Here is a 21,033-nt window from a genome sequence, read left to right on the forward strand (position 1 = left end):
CCTTCTTGTCCGCCGGCACTTGCTCGGCCGACTTTGCGGGTTGCCCCGAGACGGCAAAGCGCAAGCGCATCCATGCGCCGCGCTGGCCCTCACGAAAATCGGAGGCGTCCTTCAGCTCGATCCGCCCGCCATGGTCTTCCAGGACGCGGCCGACGATGGCCAGCCCCAGCCCGGTGCCCTTGGCGCGCGTGGTGACGTAAGGCTCGAGCAAGCGCGAGCGCGCCACCTTGGGCAGTCCGATTCCATTGTCGATGACGTCGATCAGCACGTCGTCGCCCTCGCGCGACACCACGACGTCGATACGGCCCTTGCCACCGTCTTTGCCGAGTTCCTCGGGCGGGACCTGCTCGATCGCCTCCGTCGCATTCTTGACGATGTTGGTGACCGCCTGCGAGATCAGCCGCCGGTCGAACTGGGCGCGCAGCGGATCCTGCTTGAACTCGGCCTCGATATCGATCTCGGGATGGGCGACCTTCATCAGGAACACCGCCTGGCGCACCGTGTCGGCGACGTCCTCGCCCTCCATCACGGGCTTCGGCATCCGGGCAAAGCGCGAGAACTCGTCGACCATGCGCCTGATATCGTCGACCTGGCGCACGATCGTGTCGGTGCACTGGTCAAAGATCTGCTTGTCCTTGGCCTCGGTGATGTCCTTCCCGAACTTGCGGCGGATGCGCTCGGCCGAGAGCTGGATCGGCGTCAGCGGGTTCTTGATCTCGTGGGCGATGCGGCGCGCCACGTCGCCCCAGGCCGAGGTGCGCTGCGCCGAGACCAGCTCGGTGATGTCGTCGAGGGTGATGATGTAACTGTCGTGCGGCTGATTCTTCTCGGCACTGACGCGGACCGACAGATTGCGCTCGCTACCGTCTCGGGTGATCGTGATCTGGCCCTGCACCAGGCGCTGGGTTCCTTCCCGCGCCGTCTTCATCATCTCGTCGAGCTCGGGCAGTACCTCGGAGAGTGGGTGACCCAGCGTCTCGGATTCGGCGTGCCCGATCAGCTTCTCGGCGGAGCGATTGAGAATGCCGACGCTGCCGGAGGCATCGACGCCGATGATGCCGGCGCTCGCCGAGGACAGCACGGCCTCGATGAAGCGGCGACGGCTGTCGATGAGGTCGCTGGCGTTGACGAGCTCGTCGCGCTGACTGCGCAACTCCTGCGTCATCTTGTTGAAAGTTTCACCCAGCTGGGCGAGATCGCCTTCCGATTGGTGTACCGGCACCTGGACGTGGAGATCGCCGGTCGAGACCGTCTGCGCCGCATTCATCAGCCGCCGGATCGGCGACACCAGGGAGTTGGCGAAGTTGAGGCCGATCAGCACGGAGGCCATCAGGATGGTCAGCGCGATCACCGCGAACATCAGGGCGAAGGCGACCTGGATGCCGAGCCGCCGTGACTCGATCTGGCCATACTCGGCAACGCTGACCTCGGTCTGCTTGAGCTGGTTGACGACGTTCGGATCGAGGGGCCGGGCGACGTAGAGGAAGGTGTCACTGAAGGCGCGCAGGCGGATCACCGCGGCGACATAGCTCGTGTCCGGGAGCACCGCGATCTCGGGCTCGTTCTCGTTGACGTTGCTGAGAAAGTCCGGCGCCGGCGGCGAATAGGCCAGCCGCATGCCCGTGTCGGCGGATTCCAGGATGTTGGTGTTCTTGTCGATGATCATCGCTCCGGGCAGATTGCGGGAACTGGCGCTGGCCGTCAGCATCTCGCGGAACGAGCGGCGGTCCTGATCGTAGAGTGGCCTCGCATGGGCGATGTCGTTGGCCATGCCGAGGATGTCGCCGCGGATCAGCTGCGCGTGGTCCTGCATGTAGGCGCGCGCGATGTTCAGCGAATTCTGGATGACCTCCTTGGTCGGGCCGGAGAACAGCCGGTCGAGGCCGCGCTCGATGGTGACGTTGGCCACGACAGAGACCAGCACCGCCGGCAGCACCGCCACGATCGAGAACAGGCTGACGATCTGGACATGGAGGCGAGCCGCCGCCCGGCCCCGCCGCCGCGCCAGAATCAGCTGCCAGAGCTCCCGGACGATGATTCCCACCAGGAGCAGGATCGTCGCCGCGTTGATCAGGTAGAACGAGCGGACCACCTCCGGCGTCGGCTCGATCGTGGAGAGGCCGGTCAGGACCAGAAAGGTCAGGAACGCCGAGAGCAGCGCCAGCGCCACGGCAACGGGTGCCAGCCAGCGGCGCACCGACCAACGCCGGGACTCTTCCGCTGGGGCCGTGTCAAAGTGTGCGGCCGAGGTGTCTGCGCTGGTCATTCCGGCAATGGTGGTGCTGAAAACGGATCCGCGGGCGCGCGGATACTGATGTATTCGTACCACATTGTTGCCGAATTGCGACAATTCCGCGGCGCGACCGCACAGGCGGACCGGCGCCATCCACAGCAACATGATCGCTGGCCGGAACGGATTCCCGCCATTCCGGCTTGATCCGGCATGGACAGGATCTTCCTCGCAACGATGGTGTCGGCGGTTCTGCTGCTGATCGTGGCCGCCGACCTCCTGGTCAACGGCCGCGGACTTCAGCAGGACCCGATCAGTGTCGCCGGCATGATGCCGGCATTCGGCCGGCCGGTCAGGTAGATGTGATGCCGCGTGCCGCGGCGAAGCGACCAATTTGAATGTGCGTGCGGAACATTCCAGTCCGATCAGGACTTCTGCTCACCGCGTCAGCCACAACGGCCAGCGCGATCCGGACAGGCTCAGCTCTGCCTTGGTAGGGGGAGCTGAGCCACCTCCGCGCTTCCGCGTTTGTCGCGTCCGCGCAACCGCGTTCAGCATTCTCGCGGGAAAGTCTACCCCCCGCTCCGGTACACCTGGATGTCGAGATCCCGGATTTTCTTCCGCAGCGTGTTGCGGTTGAGGCCGAGCAGGTCCGCGGCGCGGATCTGGTTGCCGCGGGTGGCGGCGAGCGCGGCCGTGAGCAGCGGCACCTCGATCTCCTTGAGGATGCGGTGATACAGGCCGGGCGGCGGCACGCCGTTGGGAAAGCCTTGGAAGTGCGAGGACAGATACGCCTCCACCGCGCCGCCGAGATTGTCGACGCCCTGCTGGACCGCGGCGCCCGGGCTGACCGAGGGCGGCGCGAGCTCGCCGTCGATGACCGAGGCCGTGATCACGTCCTGCGGATAGAGCGCTGCGAGGCGCCGGGCCAGGTTTTCCAGCTCGCGTACGTTGCCGGGCCAGCGATGCTGCTTCAGCCGCTCCAGCGCCAGCGAGTCGAGCTTCTTCGGCGGCAGGCCGTCCTTCTCGGCCAGCGTGAAGAAGTGCCGGACGAGATCCGGCAGATCCTCGATGCGCTCGCGCAAGGGCGGCAGCCGCAACGGAACGACGTTGAGGCGGAAGAACAGGTCTTCGCGGAACAGGCCCTGCTGGATCAGGACGCGCAAATCCTTGTTGGAGGCCGCGACGATGCGCACGTCGGTCTTGATCGGCGTGCGGCCGCCGACCGTGGTGTACTCGCCCTGCTGCAGCACGCGCAGCAGGCGGGTCTGCGCCTCCATCGGCATGTCGCCGATCTCGTCGAGGAACAGCGTGCCGCCCTCGGCCTGCTCGAAGCGGCCGGAGGCGCGGGTGTTGGCGCCGGTGAAGGCGCCGCGCTCATGGCCGAACAGCTCAGACTCGATGAGGTCGCGCGGGATCGCGGCCATGTTGACCGCGACGAACGGTCCGTTGCGGCGCTTGCCGTAATCGTGCAGCGCCCGCGCCACCAGCTCCTTGCCGGTGCCGGACTCGCCGGTGATCATCACGGTGAGGTCGGTCTGCATCAGGCGCGCCAGCACGCGGTAGATTTCCTGCATCGCCGGCGAGCGGCCGACCAGCGGGATCGCCTCCATCTCGGCGTCCTCGTCCGGCGACGAGGTCCGCTCCTTCGGCTCGGCGAGCGCCCGGCCGACGATCGCGATCAGCTCCTTCAGGTCGAAGGGCTTGGGCAGGTACTCGTAGGCGCCGCGCTCGGAGGCGCGGATCGCGGTCATGAAGGTGTTCTGCGCGCTCATGACGATGACGGGCAGATTCGGCCGCATCTTCTTGATCCGCGGCAACAGGTCGAAGGCGTTTTCGTCCGGCATCACCACGTCGGTGATGACGAGATCGCCCTCGCCCTGGCTGACCCAGCGCCACAGCGTCGCGGCATTGCCGGTCAGCCGCACTTCGTAGCCGGCGCGCGACAGTGCCTGATTGAGAACGGTGCGGATGGCGGTATCGTCATCGGCGACGAGAATGCTACCTGCGGGCATTGTTGATCCTCATTTTGCCCCCTGTGACGCAGGCGACGATTTCCCGGCAGAGCCGTCGCGGCTGCTTTGATCGGCATGTTTGACCGATGTGGAATACATCGGCATCAGCACGCGGAAGGTGGTCTTGCGCGGCTGAGATTCGCATTCGATGATGCCCCCGTGATCGCCGACGATCTTGGCGACCAGCGCAAGGCCGAGACCCGAGCCGGTCTGCTTGGTGGTCACGAACGGGTCGAACAGATTGGGCAAGAGATCGTCGGGCACGCCGGGTCCGTTGTCCTTCACGCAGAATTCCAGCGGGAGAGATACCCGGGATTTTTGACCGGGGACTGACAGGCGCACGCCGGGACGGAACGCCGTGGTGAGCTGGATCTCGCCGTCGGGCACGTCGATCAGCGCTTCAGCGGCGTTCTTCACCAAATTGAGGAACACCTGGATGAGCTGATCCTGGTTCGCCAGCACCGGCGGCAGCGAGGGATCGTAATCCTCGATGAAACGGATGTTGCGGGCAAAACCGGATTGCGCCAGCCGCTTCACATGGTCGAGCACGGAATGGATGTTGACGGGGCCGCGCACCACGGGACGCTCGTCACCGAACACCTCCATGCGGTCGACCAGCGTCACGATGCGATCCGCCTCGTCGCAGATCAGGCGCGTCAGCATGCGGTCCTCGGACGAGGCCTGCTGCTCGAGGAGCTGCGCCGCGCCGCGAATACCGGAGAGCGGGTTCTTGATCTCGTGCGCCAGCATCGCCGCCAGCGCGATCACCGACCGCGCGGCGCTGCGGTGGGTGAGCTGACGGTCCATCTTGTCGGCGATGGTGCGTTCCTGCAGCATCACCACGATGTGGCCGGGCCGCTCGGTGAGCGGAGCAACATGGAGATCGACCTGGCGGTCGCCGCCCATGCGCGGCGTGCCCAGATCGACCTTGTATTCGTTGACCGGCGCATTCGACGAGCGCACCTGGTCGATCAGCGCCAGCAAGGGGCTGCCGAACGGCACCAGCTCCTTGAGCGAATGCCGCTTCAGGAACTGCGTCGAGATCTCGAAGAAGGCTTCGGTCGCGATATTGGCGGCGACGATCTTGCCGTCCGGCCCGATCATCAGGACGGGGTTGGGCAAGGCGTCCAGGATTGCGTCGCTGTCGGACGGAAGCGGCCGACGATGGTCAGCGGCTGAGCTCATGCAGCAGCGCTCCATGCGAAGTCGTCGAAAGCGTCTTGCAGTGACCTGTGAACGAGGCGCGGATCCTCCGAGACCAGGATCTTCTGGCGCCAGGATTTCAGCTTCTCGGCCGGCGCACGGCTCGCCTGCGCTGCGACGTCGAGCGCCCAGCCCAGGTGCTTGCGGGCATGCCTCAGTCCGATGCGCAGACCATAGAGTGCGCAAATGCCGTCATAGAGGGTGCGGACATAATGCAGCTGGGTTTCAAGGGAGGGCACGGCTTCCTCGGTCCCGCCCTTGAGCCGGCGGCCGATCTGGCCGGGCAGCCAGGGCTGGCCCTGCGCGCCACGGCCGATCATCACGGCGTCGGCGCCCGAGGCCGCGAGTGCAGCGACCGCCTTGTCGTAGGAGGTGATGTCGCCGTTGACGACGAGCGGAATGGAGATGGCATCGCGCACCGCGCGGATCGCATCCCAATCGGCCTCGCCCTTGTAGAACTGGCAGCGGGTGCGGCCATGGACGGTGACGAGCTTGACGCCCGATGCCGCCGCGCGCCGCGCCAGCTCCGGCGCGTTGCGCGTGCGGTCGTCCCAGCCGAGCCGCATCTTCAGCGTCACCGGCACCTTCACCGCCGCAATCGTCGCTTCGATCAGGCTGACGGCATGGTCGAGGTCGCGCATCAACGCCGAGCCGGACTGGCCGCCGGTCACGTGGCGGGCGGGACACCCCATGTTGATGTCGATGATATCGGCGCCTTCGGCCTCGGCGATCCGGGCGCCCTCCGCCATCCAGTGCGTCTCGCAGCCGGCGAGCTGGACCACATGAGCTCCGATGCCCGTGGCTTCGCAGCGCAACCGGGACATTCGGTGGCCATTGGCGAGCTCATCGCTTGCAGTCATTTCGGACACGACAAGGCCGGCCCCAAGCTCGGCCGCCAGCCGGCGAACGGGCGAGTCAGTCACACCCGACATCGGCGCCAGGAAGACCGGGGTGGCGACGTCAATATCGCCGATTTTCAACGGCTTAGAGCCAGATACTGCCGAGCCGGTCACAGGAGTCTCGTTGACTGGGCAGGGCCTCATCGCGCCTGCCATGATCTATCTTGCGCACAATTCTTGTGCAGTCAAGCGTCATGCCTACAGTTTAGACAATTCTGCAAAGCTTTCAAGTGCAGTGCAGCAAAATGCCGTTTCCCACAATCCGGGGAAACCCCCTTTTTTTGCGGGCCTGCCGTGCTAGAGGCTTGCCGTCAAATCACCCGTCCCGGGTCTGCATCCCCAAGCGAATATTCGAGTCCCATGGCGAAATCACAGCGCACCGCGGTCGTCCTCGTCGCAGCCGGTCGTGGGCTGCGTGCAGGCGCTGGCGGGCCGAAGCAATATCGCGAGATCGGCGGTGTGCCCGTGATCTATCGCGCCATGGAGGCGTTCAGCCGCCACCCGGAGGTATCGGCCGTGCAGCCGGTGGTGAACCCCGACGACAGCGCAATCTTTGCCGCCGCGGTTGCAGGGCTCAAGCACGAACCGCCCGCGAAGGGCGGCGCCACCCGACAGGCGTCAGTGCTCGCCGGCCTCGAGGCACTCGCCAGACACGCGCCCGACATCGTCCTGATCCACGATGCCGCGCGCCCCTTCGTGTCGGCCGGCGTGATCTCGCGCGCGATCAAGGCCGCTGGACGCACCGGGGCCGCGATTCCCGTCGTCCCCGTCACCGACACCATCAAGGTCACCGGCGAGGGCGGCAATGTCGAGGGCACGCCGGACCGCGCGTCCTTGCGAATCGCGCAGACGCCGCAATCCTTTCGTTTCGACGTCATCCTGGAGGCGCATCGTCGCGCGGCGAAGGACGGGCGCTCGGATTTCACCGACGATGCCGCGATTGCCGAATGGGCGGGATTGACGGTCGCGACTTTTGAAGGCGATGTTGCGAACATGAAGCTCACCACTCCCGAGGATTTCGTGCGCGAGGAAGCGCGCCTGGCGGCCCAGCTCGGCGACATCAGGACCGGAACCGGCTACGACGTGCACGCCTTCGGTGAAGGCGATCATGTCATGATCTGCGGCGTGCGCGTGCCGCACACCAGGGGTTTCCTGGCCCATTCCGACGGCGACGTCGGCCTGCACGCGTTGGTCGACGCCATCCTCGGCGCACTCGCCGACGGCGACATCGGCTCGCACTTTCCGCCGAGCGATGCGAAGTGGAAGGGCGCCTCTTCCGATCAGTTCCTGAAATATGCCATCGAGCGCGTCACGGCGCGCGGCGGTCGCGTCGCCAATCTCGAAGTGACCATGATATGCGAGCGACCCAAGATCGGTCCGTTGCGCGACACCATGCGTGCGCGCATCGCCGAGATCTCCGGCGTCGACATCTCGCGCGTCGCGGTGAAGGCGACGACCAGCGAGCGGCTCGGCTTCACCGGCCGTGAGGAAGGCATCGCAGCCACCGCGAGCGCCACCATCCGCCTCCCCTGGAGCGTCTAAGCCATGGGCGGCAGCGACGCACGCGCCCTCTCCCGCTCGCTGCTCGACCTGTGCCGGATGCGCAAGCTGACGATCGCGACCGCCGAATCCTGCACCGGCGGGCTCGTCGCCGGCGCGCTGACCGACATTCCCGGCTCCTCCGACGTGATCGACCGCGGCTTCGTCACCTATTCCAACGAGGCCAAGCGCGCCATGCTCGGCGTCGAGGCGAGCACGCTCGCCAATTTCGGTGCCGTCAGCAAGGAGACCGCGACCGCGATGGCGATCGGGGCGCTGGAGCGCGCCGATGTCGATCTCGCCGTTGCCATCACAGGCATTGCCGGCCCCGGCGGCGCCACGCCCGGCAAGCCGGTGGGTCTCGTGCACTTCGCCGCCGCCGCGCGCGACGGCCGCATCATCCATCGCGAGCACCGCTTTGGCGCAATCGGCCGCAGCGCGGTGCGCGCCCGCTCCGTGGTCGAGGCGCTGCGCATGCTGATGGACCTCGCCCGCGGCCCCCAAGTCGCGGCCAAACCGCAACGTGCCGCCGCAAGCCGCCTGCGCCCCCGCGTGACCCGCTCGCCGCGCCGGCACGTCGTGAAGCGGAGGCCGCCGCGCTCGCCGCGGGGGTGAACGACCGCGCCTTCGAAACGTCTACGCCGCTGCGAGCAGCGCGCTGGCGTGATCAAGCACGCACTGCCTGACCGCGTTCGCCTCCGACGGCTTTGCCTTCGCGCTCACCGTCAGCTCCAGGATCGGCGACGCCGGGTTGGCGACGTCGACGACTCTGGAGATGTTGACTGCAGGCGCAGCCTGATCATCCATGCGGGAATCATTGCGCAGCTCCGTCAGAATGCGATCGGCCAGGGCCGAAGCGGCGCTCGCCGGCACCGGAAACGTCACCTTGATCTCGCCCGTTCCGGGATAGGCGCTGTGGTTGATGATGGCTGCACCCCACACCTGCCCGTTGGGCAACAGGATCTGCGTGTTGTCGGACGCGACCAGCTCGGTCATGAACAGCGAGAGCGACCTCACTTTGCCCGCCTTGCCGGCGACCTCGACATCATCGCCGATCTTGAAGGGCCGGAATAAGAGCAGCATCACGCCGGCGGCGAGGTTAGACAGCGTGCCCTGCAACGCAAGGCCAATGGCGAGCGATGTCGCGCCCAATACGGCAACGAGGCTTGCGGTCTGGATGCCGAAGAGCTGCAGCACGGCGATGCCGACCACCGCAAGCACGCCATAGCTTGCCAGACTGCCCAAGAAAAGCGTCACCAGCGGATCGACCCGGTGCGTGACGTTCAGCAGGCGCGTGACCAAGCGCTGCATGGCGCCGGAAAGGTACCAGCCGACAGCGAGCAGCAGGACCGCGTAGATCGCGTTCAAGCCATATAGGACGAGAGATGCTTGCAGCGTGTCGAAATTGACGGTCATGGCGGCTCCAACCAGGTTGAGAACGCGCCGCGATGCGAAATGATCCCGGTGGGTGTCGATGGGGAACAAGGTCGGATAGCCCAGACGATAGCCGGATGAGCGAAGCGACCGGGACCACCTCTCGTATGAGCCCGGATGTCACGGCGCTCATCCGGCTACAAGCCTACTGTTGCATTCCCGGGCGCTGTTAGCGTGCGCCAAGCCGCGTCGTCCTGACGCCCAAGATCTGCGAGGCGTCCGCGCAGTGGCTCGCGGGTGCCCGGCCAGCACCTGCTCTTTCGTGCGCTTTTTGAGAAGGAAGGTGACATAAGCAAAGCTCGGGCAGAACTGCGCGAAACTGCAGAGTTATGTGCAGTTTGCAAGAAACACGCGAGTTTTGGCAAATTCGATCGGGATCGCAGATACGAGGGCGCGACCAAACGTCATCATGCGTGACCGATCTTGCGCGAAACCATATTGGCGTAATAATGCCCCCTTACGTTGTGCTTTGAAATCAGCCGGACCAACATTGTGGAGGGCGACGAAATTGTTCGCTCGCGCTGCGGCCTTTGTCGCCGTGATCATCGCTCTGGCCGGCATTGAGGATGCGGCCGCGCAAACGACCAACCGACCGCCGGACACGATGGCGGCGCGGGTCGAAGCCTGCACGCCTTGCCACGGCAACAGGGGCGAAGGCACCAGCGACGTCTATTTCCCGCGCCTTGCCGGAAAGCCGGCCGGCTATCTCTACAACCAGCTCCTCGCCTTCCGCAGCGGCCGGCGTAAGTATCCGCCGATGAATTACCTGTTGGAGTTTCTGCCTGATCCCTATCTGGCGGCGATGGCGGAATATTTCGCGGGCGAACATCCACCGCTGCCGCCGCCGGCTCCGAGCGACGTCAGCAAGGACGTGTTGGCGCTGGGAGAGGCGCTCGCTACCAGTGGCGATGCCAGCCGCAACATTCCGGCCTGCGTCAGTTGCCACGGTCCGGGACTGACAGGCATGCAGCCCGGCATTCCCGGCCTGTTGGGTCTGCGCGCCGCCTATGTCAGCGCCCAACTCGGCGCATGGCGCTACGGGACACGCACGGCGAAGTCCCCCGACTGCATGCAGGTCGTCGCCGGCCATCTAACCGAGGCCGACGTCACTGCTGTTTCGGCCTGGCTCGCGACACAGGCGGCTCCGGCCAATCCGGCCCCCGTCCCGAAGGGCACCTACGCGCTGCCCTTCGGCTGCGGCAGCCAGCCCAACTGACGAGGCGGATGATGGGCTCGAAACTGTCGTTTGCACTTCTTGCCCTGCTTGCGCTGACGACGGCCGCGCATGCGCAGGACAAGACCCAGAACAATCCCAATGACGTTATCGCGCGCGGCGAATATCTTGCCCGCGCCGGCGATTGCACCGCCTGCCATACCGCGCCGGAGGGCCGCCTGTTCGCCGGCGGCCGCGCGATGCCGACCCCGTTCGGCACGCTATACACGTCTAACATCACGCCAGACCCGACCACCGGCATCGGCAAATGGAGCGCGGACGATTTCTACAAGACCATGCACAGCGGCCGCTTCCCCGACGGCGGGCTGATCTATCCGGCGATGCCGTTCGCGTCCTACACCAAGGTCACGCGCGCCGACAGCGATGCCATCTACGCGTATTTGCGCTCGATCCCCGCCGTGGACCAGAAGAACAAGCCGCACGAGCTCCGCTTTCCCTATGACAACCGCCAGCTCATCCTCGGCTGGCGCACGTTGTTCTTTACCGAAGGCGAGTTCAAGCCGGATCCGAAAAAATCGGAGGAATGGAATCGTGGCGCCTATTTGGTCGAAGGCCTCGGCCATTGCGGCATGTGCCATTCGCCCATCAACGCGCTCGGCGGCACCTCGCAATCGGAGGCCTTCAAGGGCGGCCTGATCCCGATGCAGAACTGGTACGCGCCTTCGCTGACATCCGACCGCGAGGCCGGGCTTGGCGACTGGAGCATCAAGGACATCACCGACCTGCTCCAGACCGGCGTTTCCATGCGGGGCGTCGTTTATGGCCCGATGGCTGAGGTCGTGCACAACAGCCTGCAATACCTCAGCGACGAGGACACCAGGGCGATGGCCGTGTACCTCAAGAGCATCTCACAGCCCTCGCCTCCGCCGCCGGCGCGGACGACCCTGTCGACCACAGAGAGCAGCCTGCTCGTCAGCCTTGGCAAGACCGTCTACGACAAGCACTGCGCGAGCTGCCATGGCGCCCAAGGCGAAGGCAAGCCGCCGCACTGGCCGCCGCTCGCCAACAACCAGTCGATCGAGATGCAGTCCGCGGTCAATCCGATCCGCATGGTGCTCAATGGCGGCTATCCGCCGGGCACCAAGGGCAATCCGATGCCCTACGGCATGCCGCCCTTCGCGGGCCTCCTCTCCGACAACGAGGTCGCCGCCGTCGTCTCGTACATCCGCACTGCCTGGGGTAATCGCGGCGCACCGGTCTCGGCGCGCGAAGCCAACGAGCTGCGCTCCGCCCCGCTGAAATGAGGCTGCCATGATCAATTCCGATCCGCCGACCACCCCGGCAGCCGCCGACCAAGCGGTCGAAGAAGTCGTCGCGCAGGGGCCATCCGGGGCGATCGTGCTCGCCGGCATCGCCACCGCTTGCGTGGTCGCGATGTGGTTCGCCTTCTACCTGTTCGTCTTCCTGCCGCGCGGATCACTGCAATGAGCACCGAACAGGCCCATGGCAGCGCCGAAGTCGCTGCCCGCGTCGAGCGGCGCTGGGCCACCATTGCCGTGATCATCATCGTGATGATGGCGCTGCTCGCGGCATTCGCCGGCATCCATCGTGCGACCATGCCGCAGCCGCGCGTCGAGACGATCGATCCAGCGCGCCTGCATCTGTCCGGCGAATTCGTCGAGAGCAATCTCGGCAGCGTGCTGGAGGCCAACGGCAACGTCACGGTGCGTGCGATCGGCCAGCAATATTCCTTCACGCCGGCTTGCATCCTGGTGCCCGCGGACACGCCGATCACGCTCCGCGCCACCAGCGCCGACGTCGTCCACGGCATCCTCATTCAAGGCACCAACGTCAACACGATGCTGGTGCCGGGCTACATCTCCGAGCAGCCCATGCGGTTTGCCAGGACTGGTGACTATCTGATGCCGTGCCAGGAGTTTTGCTCCTTCGGCCACGAGGGCATGTGGGGCAAGGTCAAGGTGATCGACAAGGCCGAATTCGCAGGTCGAGCCAAGGGTGGCGGGAGGCTGAGCTGTGTTGGTCAATAGGAAGCTCATCCTCGCCCATTTCTGGCTGGCCTTCGCGGTGTTCGGCATCGCCCTCACGCTCGGCGCCTGGCAGATGTTCATCCGCAGCCCGATCGGCACCTGGCTGTCCAATCCCGAGCTCTACTACCGTTCGCTGACCGCGCACGGCACGGTGATGGGCTACGTCTTCCCGACCCTGGTCGCGATGGGGTTTGGCTACGCCATCAGCGAGGCTGCCCTGCAGCAGCGCCTGGTCGGCGTGCGCTGGGCCTGGGCCGGTTTCTGGCTGATCGTCGCCGGCAGCGTCATGGCGGTGATCCCGATCGCGCTCGGCCGCGCTTCGGTGCTGTACACGTTCTACCCGCCGCTGATCGGCAACGTCTTTTACTATCTCGGCGTCGTACTGGTGGTCGTCGGTTCGTGGATCTGGGTCGCGCTGATGTCCGTCAATCTGCGGGTCTGGCGCAAGGCGCATCCCGGCGCGCCGGTGCCGCTGGCCATGTTCGCCAATGTCGCCGGCTCCTATTTGTGGGCCTGGACTGCCGTCGGCGCTGCGCTCGAGCTGTTGCTCCAGATCATTCCCGTCGCGGCGGGGCTCAAGAGCACGATTGATGCCGGCCTTGCCCGTGTGTTGTTCTCCTGGACGCTGCACGCCATCGTCTATTTCTGGCTGATGCCGACCTACATCGCTTATTACACCATCGTGCCGCGCGCGATTGGCGGCCGGGTCTATTCCGACAGCATGGCGCGGATCTCCTTCATCCTGTTTCTGGTGGTGGCGATGCCGATCGGCATGCACCACACCTTTGCCGATCCGCAGGTCGGCGCCGGATTCAAGTTCATCCATTCGGCCTTCACCGCGCTGGTGGCGCTGCCGACGCTGCTGACCGTGTTCACGATCTGCGCCTCGGTCGAAATCGCCGCGCGCCTGCGCGGCGGACGCGGCCTGTTCGGCTGGATCAGGGCCCTGCCCTGGGACAATCCGATGATGCTGGCGCTGGCGTTCTCCTTCGTCATGCTCGGCTTCGGCGGTGCCGGCGGCCTGATCAACATGAGCTATCAGCTCGATGCGTCCATTCACAACACGCAGTGGATCACCGGCCATTTCCACCTGATCTTCGGCGGCGCCATCGTCATCATGTATTTCGCGATCGCCTATGATTTGTGGCCGCATCTGACCGGCCGAGAGCTGATCGATTTGCGTCTGATCCGCACACAGCTCTGGCTGTGGTTCGTCGGTATGATCGTCACCACGTTTCCCTGGCACTGGGTCGGCATTCTCGGGATGCCACGACGCATGGCCTATTTCGATTTCGGCGATCCCGCGATTGCACCGCAAGCGCTCTCGGTCACGTTCTCGGCGATCGGCGGATTCATCCTGCTGGCCTCCGGAATCCTGTTCATCGTCATCCTGGCGCGAGGCATGCGCGCGCCGCGGGCCGATGCAGGTCCCTACCAGTTTGCGCTCGCCGTGCATCAACCCACAACCGTGCCGGTCGCACTCAACACGCACGGGCTTTGGGTGGCGCTGATGATCGCGCTCACACTCACCAATTACGGCTATCCGATCCTGACCCTGGCACTGAGCGAAGGCACGTCGGTGCCGGCCGTCTATGTGGGGGCGCAGTGATGAGCACGTCCGAGCTCTTCACGTTCCGCAACAGACATTTCTCGCTCGCGGTGGGTATCACCGCAGCGATCCTGATCGTGACGGCGATTGCCGGCTTCCTCGTGCTGCCCTTCGCGCAGCCCTGGGTTCAGTTCGCAAACGTCTGGGATGCCATCTGCAGCGCCGCCGGCGTGCCGCAGCGCGCGCCAAAGGTGACCGTGCCCGAGCAAAGCACGCGCCTGTCGGAGGTCGTCCTGACCTCGTCCACGCTAGCCCGCCCGAGCCAGGAGGGGATCGGTCGCGGTGCCACGCTGGCGCAGCGCTGTGCCATCTGCCACGGCCCGACCGGCGTCAGCCGGGCGGATTCGCCCAATCTCGCCGGCCAATATGCCGCCGTGATCTACAAGCAATTGCTCGACTTCCGCTCGGGTGCGCGGACGAATGCCGTGATGTCGCCGTTCGCCGTCAATCTGACGGATCAGGAGATCGCCGATCTCTCTCACTATTACGCCTATCTGCCGCGGCTCCCGGCCTACCATCCGACGCCGCAGCTGCCGAAGCCCAGCATCGTCATCTATGGCGCGCCGATGCGCGGCATCGCGCCCTGCGGCTCCTGCCATGGCAGCCTCGACAACAAGATCGGCAGCCCGTGGCTGGAGGGGCAGTCCGAGGCCTACATGAAGGCGCAGCTCCAGGCCTTCGCCTCGGGCGAACGGCGCAACGATATCAGCCAGCAGATGCGCAACATCGCGCGCGCCATGACGCCACAGGAGATTGATCAGGCCGCGTCGTATTACGCCTCGCAGCCACCGGACGTGGTGAAGGCGGTGGATTGACGAAGGGTCTCGTGCCCCGGACGCAGCGCAGCGCTCCTTCAGCGGCGCGCTGCAGAGCCGGGATGCGAGAGTAACCTACGTCGATGCCAGCTTCGGCCGGCCGTAAATGGCATCCGCGCGCTTCTCGAACGCGGTCGAGAACCGCGCGAAGGCTGCGTCGAACATCGATCCCATCAGCATGGCCAGCATGCGGCTCCTGAACTCGTAGGAGAGGAAGAAACCGACGTCACAAGAGCCCTCATCCTTGGGCTCGAATGTCCAGCGGTTTTCCAGATTGCTGAACGGACCCTGCAGATACTCGACCAGGATCTTCAGATTGGCGCGGTCGAGGGTCACCCGGCTGGTGAAGGATTCCCTGACCAGCTTGAAAGACACCGTCATGTCGGCAACCAGCACTTCGGTGCCGTCGGGTTTGGCCATGCGCTGGCGAACCCTGAGCGCGCTGCACAGCGGAACGAATTCCGGGTAGCGCTCAACGTCGGCGACCAGATCGAACATCTCGGATGCGCTGTGATTGACACGGCGCTTGCTCGAAAAACGGGGCATGGCGGTTCAGCGGGCGTTCGCGGCCCGCGCGGCCTTCAGTCTCGCAAAGTCCTCGCCGGCATGATGTGAGGAACGGGTCAGCGGACTCGCCGACACCATCAGGAAGCCCTTGGTATAGGCGACCTTCTCGTAAGAACTGAACTCGTCCGGCGGCACGTAGCGCATCACGGCGTGGTGTTTGCGGGTCGGCTGCAGATATTGCCCGATGGTGAGAAAATCGACCTCGGCGGAGCGCAGATCGTCCATCACCTGGAGCACCTCGTGGCGCTCCTCGCCGAGGCCGACCATGATGCCGGACTTGGTGAAGATGGTGGGGTCGAGCTCCTTGACCCGCTGCAGCAGCCGGATCGAGTGGAAATAGCGCGCGCCGGGCCGCACCGTGAGATAGCGCGACGGCACGGTCTCGAGATTGTGGTTGAACACGTCCGGCTTCGCCGCGACGACGATTTCGAGCGCACCCTCCTTGCGTAGGAAGTCCGGCGTCAGGATCTCGATCGTGGTCGAAGGGCATGCGGCCCGGATCGCGCGGATGGTCTCTGCGAAATGTTGCGCGCCGCCGTCGGCGAGATCGTCGCGGTCGACCGAGGTGATGACGACGTGGGCGAGGCCCAGCTTGGCGACCGCCTCGGCAACGTTCTGCGGCTCGGCCACATCCAGTGCATTGGGCAGGCCGGTCTTGACGTTGCAGAAGGCGCAGGCCCGGGTGCAGGTGTCACCCATGATCATGAAGGTCGCGTGTTTCTTGTCCCAGCACTCGCCGATGTTCGGGCAACCCGCCTCCTCGCACACCGTGTGCAGCCCGTTGGCGCGCACGATGTTGCGGGTGTCGGCATAGCCGCGGGTGTTGGGCGCGCGCACACGGATCCAGTCCGGCTTCGGCGGCGAAGCGGAATCGGGCCGATTCACCTTTTCGGGGTGGCGCGGGCGCAGCGGGTTCGCGATGGTATCGACAATAACGACCATGGGGTGTCCGGTCTGTTCAGGTCCTACCTAGTCGGTCTGGCATGGCATCGCAACCCGGCTCGCCCCGCTTCAGGGAACATGGCAGATATGGGCAATATCCTGCTCTGTTCTCAGGCGATTCTCACCTCGAATGGCTCCAATCCCGAAGACTTCACCCAAGCGGCTCGGCAAGCCGCTGAAGCGTGCCTTTTTCGACCGCAGCGTGCACGAGGTCGCGCCCGACCTGATCGGCGCCACCCTGCTGGTCGATAGCGTCGGCGGGATCATCGTCGAGGTCGAAGCCTATCATCATACCGACCCGGCGGCGCACTCCTATCGCGGGCCGACGCCGCGGAACCAAGTGATGTTCGGCCCGCCCGGCTTTGCCTATGTCTATCGCTCCTATGGCATTCACTGGTGCGTGAACTTCGTCTGCGAGCAGGAAGGCTCGGCCAGCGCCGTGCTGATCCGCGCGCTGGAGCCGACACACGGCCTGGCTGCGATGCGCCGACGCAGGCATCTGCAGGACGTCCATTCGCTGTGCTCAGGCCCAGGCAAGCTGACCGAAGCGCTCGGCATCACCATCGCGCACAACGCCCTGCCGCTGGACCGCCCGCCGATCGCGCTGCATGCGCGGACGGAGGATGTGGAGGTCGCAACGGGCATCCGGATCGGCATCACCAAGGCGGTCGAGCTGCCCTGGCGCTATGGCGTCAAGGGCTCGAAGTTTTTGAGCAAGCCGTTTCCGAGATGATCGTCATTCCGGGGCGATGCGCAGCATCGAACCCGGAATTCGAGATCCCGGGTCTGGTCCTTCGGACCATCCCGGAATGACGGGAGTCTCACGACGCCTGCTTCAGCCGCTCCACCGCCTCGAGCAGCTTGGCCTTGCGGGCCAGCGCCGCCTCGCGCTTTTCGCGTTCCTCCTCGACGACCTCCTCGGCGGCGTTGGCGACGAATTTTTCGTTCGCCAGCTTGGAGTCCGCGCGTTTGATGTCGGCGTCGGCCTTGCCGATCTCCTTGTCGAGACGCGTGCGCTCCGCAGCCACGTCGATCACGCCCTTGAGCGGCAGGGCAGCCACCTCGCCGCGCACGAGCAGCTGAACGGCGCCATCAGGCGCGCGGTCGGCGAAGGAGATCTCCGACAGTCGCGCCATGCGCTTGATGACGTCGGCCCAGCGCGGCGCGCGCTCCTTGGTCTCGGCCGAAGCGCCAGCGAGCACCAGCGCCGTCAGCGTTGCCGGAGGAATGTTCATCTCGGCGCGCACCGAACGGATCTGCGTGATCAAATCGATGACCCAGCCGATCTCGGCCTCCGCCGCGGGATCGGTGAAGTCGGCATGATCGAAGATCGGCAGCACCCAGACCGGCGAGACCAGCGCATCTGTCGGCCCTGCCGTCGCGGCGAGCATCGCAATCTGCTCCGGCGTGGGCTCGGCCGGCTTCAAGGGCCACGGCGCCAGCGCCAGCAGCCCATCACGCCTGGCCGTCACCTCCCACAGCTCTTCGGTAATGAAGGGCATGAAGGGATGCAGCAGCTTCAGGATCTCGTCGCGCGCCCATGCGACCATGGCGCGGGTCTCGTCCTTGGCGGGGCTGTCCGGCCCCAGCAGCACGGGCTTGGCGAGCTCGACATACCAGTCGCAATAGACGTTCCAGACGAAGCGGTAGATGCTGCCGGCCGCGTCATTGAAGCGATAGGCCTCGATCGCCTCGGTCACCTCGCGCGTGGTGTGCGCGGTCTCGTGCGCGATCCAGCGGTTCAGGGTTTCCTTCGCCTTCGCCGGCTCGAAACCATCAGGAACGGCGCAGTGGTTCATCTCCGCGAACCGGCACGCGTTCCAGAGCTTGGTCGCGAAATTGCGGTAGCCCTCGACGCGGCTGGTGGCGAGCTTGATGTCGCGCCCCTGCGCTGCCATCGCCGCCAGCGTGAAGCGCAGCGCGTCCGCGCCGTATTCGTCGATCAGGTTGAGGGGATCGATGACGTTGCCCTTCGACTTCGACATCTTGGCGCCCTTTTCGTCACGGACGAGGGCGTGGATGTAGACAGTCGAGAACGGCACCTCCTTCATGAAGTGCAGGCCCATCATCATCATGCGGGCGACCCAGAAGAAGATGATGTCGAAGCCCGTCACCAGAGCGTTGGTCGGGTAATAGCGCTGCACCTCGGGCGTCTCGTCGGGCCATCCCAGCGTCGAGAACGGCCACAGCGCCGAGGAGAACCAGGTGTCGAGCACGTCCTCGTCGCGGGTGATGAAGCCTTCACGCTTGTTGCGGTCAAGCGCCATCTCGCGCCCCTGCTCGGGGGTGATGACCTCCTGCTCGACGTAATAGCCGAGGGCGTGGCTGACCGCCTCTTCCTCGGTCTCGGCCACGAACACCTTGCCGTCGGGCCCGTACCAGGCAGGGATCTGATGGCCCCACCAGAGCTGGCGCGAGATGCACCAGGGCTGGATGTTCTCCATCCACTCGAAATAGGTCTTTTCCCAGTTCTTCGGGACGAAGGTGGTTTCGCCTGAGCGCACCGCGGCGATCGCAGGTCTCGCCAGCGTTTTGGCGTCGACATACCATTGGTCGGTCAGATACGGCTCGATCACGCTGTTCGAGCGGTCGCCGTGCGGCACCATGTGGGTGTGCGGCTCGATCCGCTCGACGAAGCCGAACGATTCCAGCCGCTCGACGATGCGCTTGCGCGCAGCGAAGCGGTCGACCTTGTGGAACTCCTCCGCAAATTGCGAAGCGCCTTCCGGCAGGTCGCGCAGATAGTCCTCGTTGTCGACGAGATCGAGACAGCCTTCCCGGTCGATCACGCTGATGCGGGCGAGGCCGTGGCGATTGCCGACCTCGAAATCGTTGAAGTCGTGGGCCGGCGTGATCTTGACCGCGCCCGAGCCCTTCTCCGGATCGGAATAATCGTCGGCGACGATTTTGATCTTGCGGCCGACCAGCGGCAAGATCACGTTCCTGCCGACCAGCTTCTGATAGCGCTCGTCATCGGGATGCACGGCCACGCCGGTGTCGCCGAGCATGGTCTCGGGACGCGTGGTGGCGACGACGATGAAGCTCGATGGGTCATCGGGACTGAAAGTCTTGCCCTCGATCGGATAGCGCAGGTACCAGAGGTGGCCCTTGACCTCGAGTTGCTGCACTTCGAGATCGGAGATCGCGGTGAGCAGCTTGGTGTCCCAGTTCACCAGCCGCTTGTCCTTGTAGATCAGCCCCTCGCGGTGCAGCTCGACGAACACCTTGACGACGGCTTTCGACAGCCCCTCGTCCATGGTGAAGCGCTCGCGCGACCAGTCGCAGGAGGCGCCGAGCCGCTTGAGCTGGTTGATGATGGTGTCGCCGCTCTCGGCCTTCCACTGCCAGACCCGCTCGAGAAACTTCGCGCGACCCATCTCGCGGCGGCCGGGCTGCTGCCGTTCCATCAGCTGCCGCTCGACCACCATCTGGGTGGCGATGCCGGCATGGTCGGTGCCGGGCTGCCACAGCACGTCGCGGCCGCGCATGCGCTCGAACCGGCACAGGATGTCCTGGAGCGTGTTGTTGAGGGCGTGGCCCATGTGCAGCGAGCCCGTCACGTTCGGCGGCGGGATCACGATGGTGAAGGGCACCGCGTCACGGCGGTCGGGGCGGCCCGCCTTGAAGGCAAGGCTGTCCTCCCACACCACGGACATGCGGGCTTCGATATCGGCGGGCTGGTAATTTTTCTCGATCATGGGATGTAGAAAGCCGCGTGCGCGGTTCAAGTCAACGGGAAGCTCGACGGCAGGCGTCGCTGGCCCAGCCGCAAGCCGATTGTGACGCAGGAGCAGGGCTTTATCGGGGCCGGCCGCGAGCCTGCCCTACCGGCCGCCGCGCGAAACCCGCTCGATTTCCGCCTTCACGATGCGTTCAACGAGGCCCGGCAGATTGTCATCCAGCCAGGATTTCAGCATCGGACGCAGCATCTCCTTGACCAGATCCTCCAGCGTCCGTGCGTTGCTGCTCAGCACCGTATGGGCCAGGGAGTTGAAGGCGGATTCGACGGCCGAGACGGTCGATTGCGCCAACATCGGCTGCTGCGGCGGAAGCGGCGGGGCGTCGAAGTCAACAGGCGCATAAGACGGTGGCGGCGTCGGACGCGGCGGCGCTTCGGCGAATTCGAGATCGTCGCGCGGTTCGACCTTGCGGAAGCTCGGTGGCGGCGGAGGCGGTGTCGGATCCACCGCCATGTCGTCCGTCAATTCGAGCACATCGGGCTCCGGCTCTGGTTCCGGCTCAGGCGCACGGATCTCCGGCGCCGGCGTGGCCGAGTCGAGGCCGGCCAGCAGCGCGTCGATATCATCCTGGCTGTTGGATGCATCCGCCGCCGGCGCGGGCGGTGGCGGCGCCGGCTTGGCGGCCGGGGGCGGTACGGGCTTCTCGGCGGCGGGTTTGGGCGGAGCGACCTTGGATGGCGGAATGTCGTTCATGGCCTGCGGCTTCGGCGGCGCGGCGGGCGCTGCTGCCTTCTCGGGCTTGGCGGCCTCGGCCGGCGGCGGCTTCGCCTCATCGTCGGCAATGATGCGCCGGATCGAGGCCAGAATCTCCTCCATCG

The 21,033-nt window shown here is 65.5% G+C and carries 19 protein-coding genes; 10 read left to right on the top strand and 9 right to left on the bottom strand.

Annotation, left to right across the window (positions count from 1 at the left end):
• Positions 1-2,266 (bottom strand): PAS domain-containing sensor histidine kinase (locus JHD07_RS02980; RefSeq protein ID WP_291618769.1); only part of this gene is annotated, 2,266 nt, incomplete at its 3' end.
• 177 nt (positions 2,267-2,443) lie between these two features.
• On the opposite strand from JHD07_RS02980, the gene JHD07_RS02985 reads away from it, so the two are divergent.
• Complete coding sequence (locus JHD07_RS02985; protein WP_291618771.1) at positions 2,444-2,590, top strand: hypothetical protein; 147 nt, start codon at positions 2,444-2,446, stop codon at positions 2,588-2,590.
• Between the two features lie 212 nt (positions 2,591-2,802).
• Here the strand turns inward: JHD07_RS02985 and ntrC are convergent, their stop codons facing one another.
• The 3 genes from ntrC to dusB are packed head-to-tail and all read right to left on the bottom strand — an operon-like array spanning position 2,803 to position 6,428.
• Complete coding sequence (gene ntrC, locus JHD07_RS02990; protein ID WP_131868637.1) at positions 2,803-4,245, bottom strand: nitrogen regulation protein NR(I); 1,443 nt, start codon at positions 4,243-4,245, stop codon at positions 2,803-2,805.
• Positions 4,246-4,254: 9 nt separating this feature from the next.
• A complete protein-coding gene (locus tag JHD07_RS02995; RefSeq protein WP_291618779.1) occupies positions 4,255-5,430 on the bottom strand; it encodes a nitrogen regulation protein NR(II) in 1,176 nt (391 codons plus the stop codon).
• Positions 5,427-6,428, bottom strand: coding sequence for a tRNA dihydrouridine synthase DusB (gene dusB / locus JHD07_RS03000; RefSeq protein ID WP_291618832.1), 1,002 nt, complete (start codon positions 6,426-6,428; stop codon positions 5,427-5,429). Before dusB ends, JHD07_RS02995 begins: the two co-directional genes overlap by 4 nt.
• Positions 6,429-6,707: 279 nt before the next feature.
• On the opposite strand from dusB, the gene JHD07_RS03005 reads away from it, so the two are divergent.
• Together JHD07_RS03005 and JHD07_RS03010 are read left to right on the top strand one after the other, a co-directional pair.
• A complete protein-coding gene (locus tag JHD07_RS03005; RefSeq protein ID WP_291618781.1) occupies positions 6,708-7,889 on the top strand; it encodes a bifunctional 2-C-methyl-D-erythritol 4-phosphate cytidylyltransferase/2-C-methyl-D-erythritol 2,4-cyclodiphosphate synthase in 1,182 nt (393 codons plus the stop codon).
• Between the two features lie 3 nt (positions 7,890-7,892).
• Positions 7,893-8,501, top strand: a complete 609-nt coding sequence (locus JHD07_RS03010; protein WP_157284384.1) for a CinA family protein — start codon at positions 7,893-7,895, stop codon at positions 8,499-8,501.
• A 21-nt stretch (positions 8,502-8,522) separates the two neighbouring features.
• On the opposite strand, the gene JHD07_RS03015 is transcribed toward JHD07_RS03010, so the two are convergent.
• Positions 8,523-9,302, bottom strand: coding sequence for a mechanosensitive ion channel domain-containing protein (locus JHD07_RS03015; RefSeq protein ID WP_291618793.1), 780 nt, complete (start codon positions 9,300-9,302; stop codon positions 8,523-8,525).
• A gap of 526 nt (positions 9,303-9,828) precedes the next feature.
• Here JHD07_RS03015 and JHD07_RS03020 point away from each other — a divergent pair.
• The 6 genes from JHD07_RS03020 to JHD07_RS03045 are packed head-to-tail and all read left to right on the top strand — an operon-like array spanning position 9,829 to position 14,966.
• Positions 9,829-10,536, top strand: coding sequence for a c-type cytochrome (locus JHD07_RS03020; protein WP_291618794.1), 708 nt, complete (start codon positions 9,829-9,831; stop codon positions 10,534-10,536).
• A gap of 11 nt (positions 10,537-10,547) precedes the next feature.
• A complete protein-coding gene (locus JHD07_RS03025) occupies positions 10,548-11,798 on the top strand; it encodes a cytochrome c (protein WP_291618796.1) in 1,251 nt (416 codons plus the stop codon).
• A 7-nt stretch (positions 11,799-11,805) separates the two neighbouring features.
• Positions 11,806-11,982 carry a hypothetical protein gene (locus JHD07_RS03030; protein WP_291618798.1) on the top strand — a complete coding sequence of 59 codons (177 nt, stop codon included), beginning with the start codon at positions 11,806-11,808 and terminating at the stop codon, positions 11,980-11,982.
• Positions 11,979-12,542, top strand: a complete 564-nt coding sequence (locus JHD07_RS03035) for a cytochrome C oxidase subunit II (RefSeq protein WP_291618800.1) — start codon at positions 11,979-11,981, stop codon at positions 12,540-12,542. Before JHD07_RS03030 ends, JHD07_RS03035 begins: the two co-directional genes overlap by 4 nt.
• Complete coding sequence (locus JHD07_RS03040; protein WP_291618802.1) at positions 12,529-14,151, top strand: b(o/a)3-type cytochrome-c oxidase subunit 1; 1,623 nt, start codon at positions 12,529-12,531, stop codon at positions 14,149-14,151. Before JHD07_RS03035 ends, JHD07_RS03040 begins: the two co-directional genes overlap by 14 nt.
• Positions 14,151-14,966, top strand: a complete 816-nt coding sequence (locus tag JHD07_RS03045) for a c-type cytochrome (protein WP_291618804.1) — start codon at positions 14,151-14,153, stop codon at positions 14,964-14,966. The genes JHD07_RS03040 and JHD07_RS03045 overlap by 1 nt, the downstream gene beginning before the upstream one ends.
• Positions 14,967-15,041: 75 nt before the next feature.
• Here the strand turns inward: JHD07_RS03045 and JHD07_RS03050 are convergent, their stop codons facing one another.
• A complete protein-coding gene (locus JHD07_RS03050) occupies positions 15,042-15,512 on the bottom strand; it encodes a type II toxin-antitoxin system RatA family toxin (protein ID WP_291618806.1) in 471 nt (156 codons plus the stop codon).
• A gap of 6 nt (positions 15,513-15,518) precedes the next feature.
• Entirely contained in the window at positions 15,519-16,475 is a 957-nt protein-coding gene (lipA, locus tag JHD07_RS03055) for a lipoyl synthase (protein WP_291618808.1), read from the bottom strand.
• Between the two features lie 130 nt (positions 16,476-16,605).
• Here lipA and JHD07_RS03060 point away from each other — a divergent pair, with 130 nt between their 5' ends.
• Complete coding sequence (locus tag JHD07_RS03060) at positions 16,606-17,208, top strand: DNA-3-methyladenine glycosylase (protein WP_291618810.1); 603 nt, start codon at positions 16,606-16,608, stop codon at positions 17,206-17,208.
• A gap of 88 nt (positions 17,209-17,296) precedes the next feature.
• Here the strand turns inward: JHD07_RS03060 and JHD07_RS03065 are convergent, their stop codons facing one another.
• Both JHD07_RS03065 and JHD07_RS03070 read right to left on the bottom strand, forming a co-directional pair.
• Positions 17,297-20,173, bottom strand: coding sequence for a valine--tRNA ligase (locus JHD07_RS03065; RefSeq protein WP_291618811.1), 2,877 nt, complete (start codon positions 20,171-20,173; stop codon positions 17,297-17,299).
• A 126-nt stretch (positions 20,174-20,299) separates the two neighbouring features.
• A partial coding sequence (locus tag JHD07_RS03070) for a PopZ family protein (protein WP_291618812.1) occupies positions 20,300-21,033 on the bottom strand: 734 nt, incomplete at its 5' end.

It is taken from the genome of Bradyrhizobium sp. (assembly GCF_016462955.1).
Classification (GTDB): domain Bacteria; phylum Pseudomonadota; class Alphaproteobacteria; order Rhizobiales; family Xanthobacteraceae; genus Bradyrhizobium.

Coding starts and splice junctions, on each gene's coding strand:
- JHD07_RS02985 (WP_291618771.1), top strand. CDS start 2,444: ATGGACAGGATCTTCCTCGCAACGATGGTGTCGGCGGTTCTGCTGCTG.
- ntrC (WP_131868637.1), bottom strand. CDS start 4,245: ATGCCCGCAGGTAGCATTCTCGTCGCCGATGACGATACCGCCATCCGC.
- JHD07_RS02995 (WP_291618779.1), bottom strand. CDS start 5,430: ATGAGCTCAGCCGCTGACCATCGTCGGCCGCTTCCGTCCGACAGCGAC.
- JHD07_RS03005 (WP_291618781.1), top strand. CDS start 6,708: ATGGCGAAATCACAGCGCACCGCGGTCGTCCTCGTCGCAGCCGGTCGT.
- JHD07_RS03010 (WP_157284384.1), top strand. CDS start 7,893: ATGGGCGGCAGCGACGCACGCGCCCTCTCCCGCTCGCTGCTCGACCTG.
- JHD07_RS03015 (WP_291618793.1), bottom strand. CDS start 9,302: ATGACCGTCAATTTCGACACGCTGCAAGCATCTCTCGTCCTATATGGC.
- JHD07_RS03025 (WP_291618796.1), top strand. CDS start 10,548: ATGGGCTCGAAACTGTCGTTTGCACTTCTTGCCCTGCTTGCGCTGACG.
- JHD07_RS03030 (WP_291618798.1), top strand. CDS start 11,806: ATGATCAATTCCGATCCGCCGACCACCCCGGCAGCCGCCGACCAAGCG.
- JHD07_RS03035 (WP_291618800.1), top strand. CDS start 11,979: ATGAGCACCGAACAGGCCCATGGCAGCGCCGAAGTCGCTGCCCGCGTC.
- JHD07_RS03045 (WP_291618804.1), top strand. CDS start 14,151: ATGAGCACGTCCGAGCTCTTCACGTTCCGCAACAGACATTTCTCGCTC.
- JHD07_RS03050 (WP_291618806.1), bottom strand. CDS start 15,512: ATGCCCCGTTTTTCGAGCAAGCGCCGTGTCAATCACAGCGCATCCGAG.
- lipA (WP_291618808.1), bottom strand. CDS start 16,475: ATGGTCGTTATTGTCGATACCATCGCGAACCCGCTGCGCCCGCGCCAC.
- JHD07_RS03060 (WP_291618810.1), top strand. CDS start 16,606: ATGGCTCCAATCCCGAAGACTTCACCCAAGCGGCTCGGCAAGCCGCTG.
- JHD07_RS03065 (WP_291618811.1), bottom strand. CDS start 20,173: ATGATCGAGAAAAATTACCAGCCCGCCGATATCGAAGCCCGCATGTCC.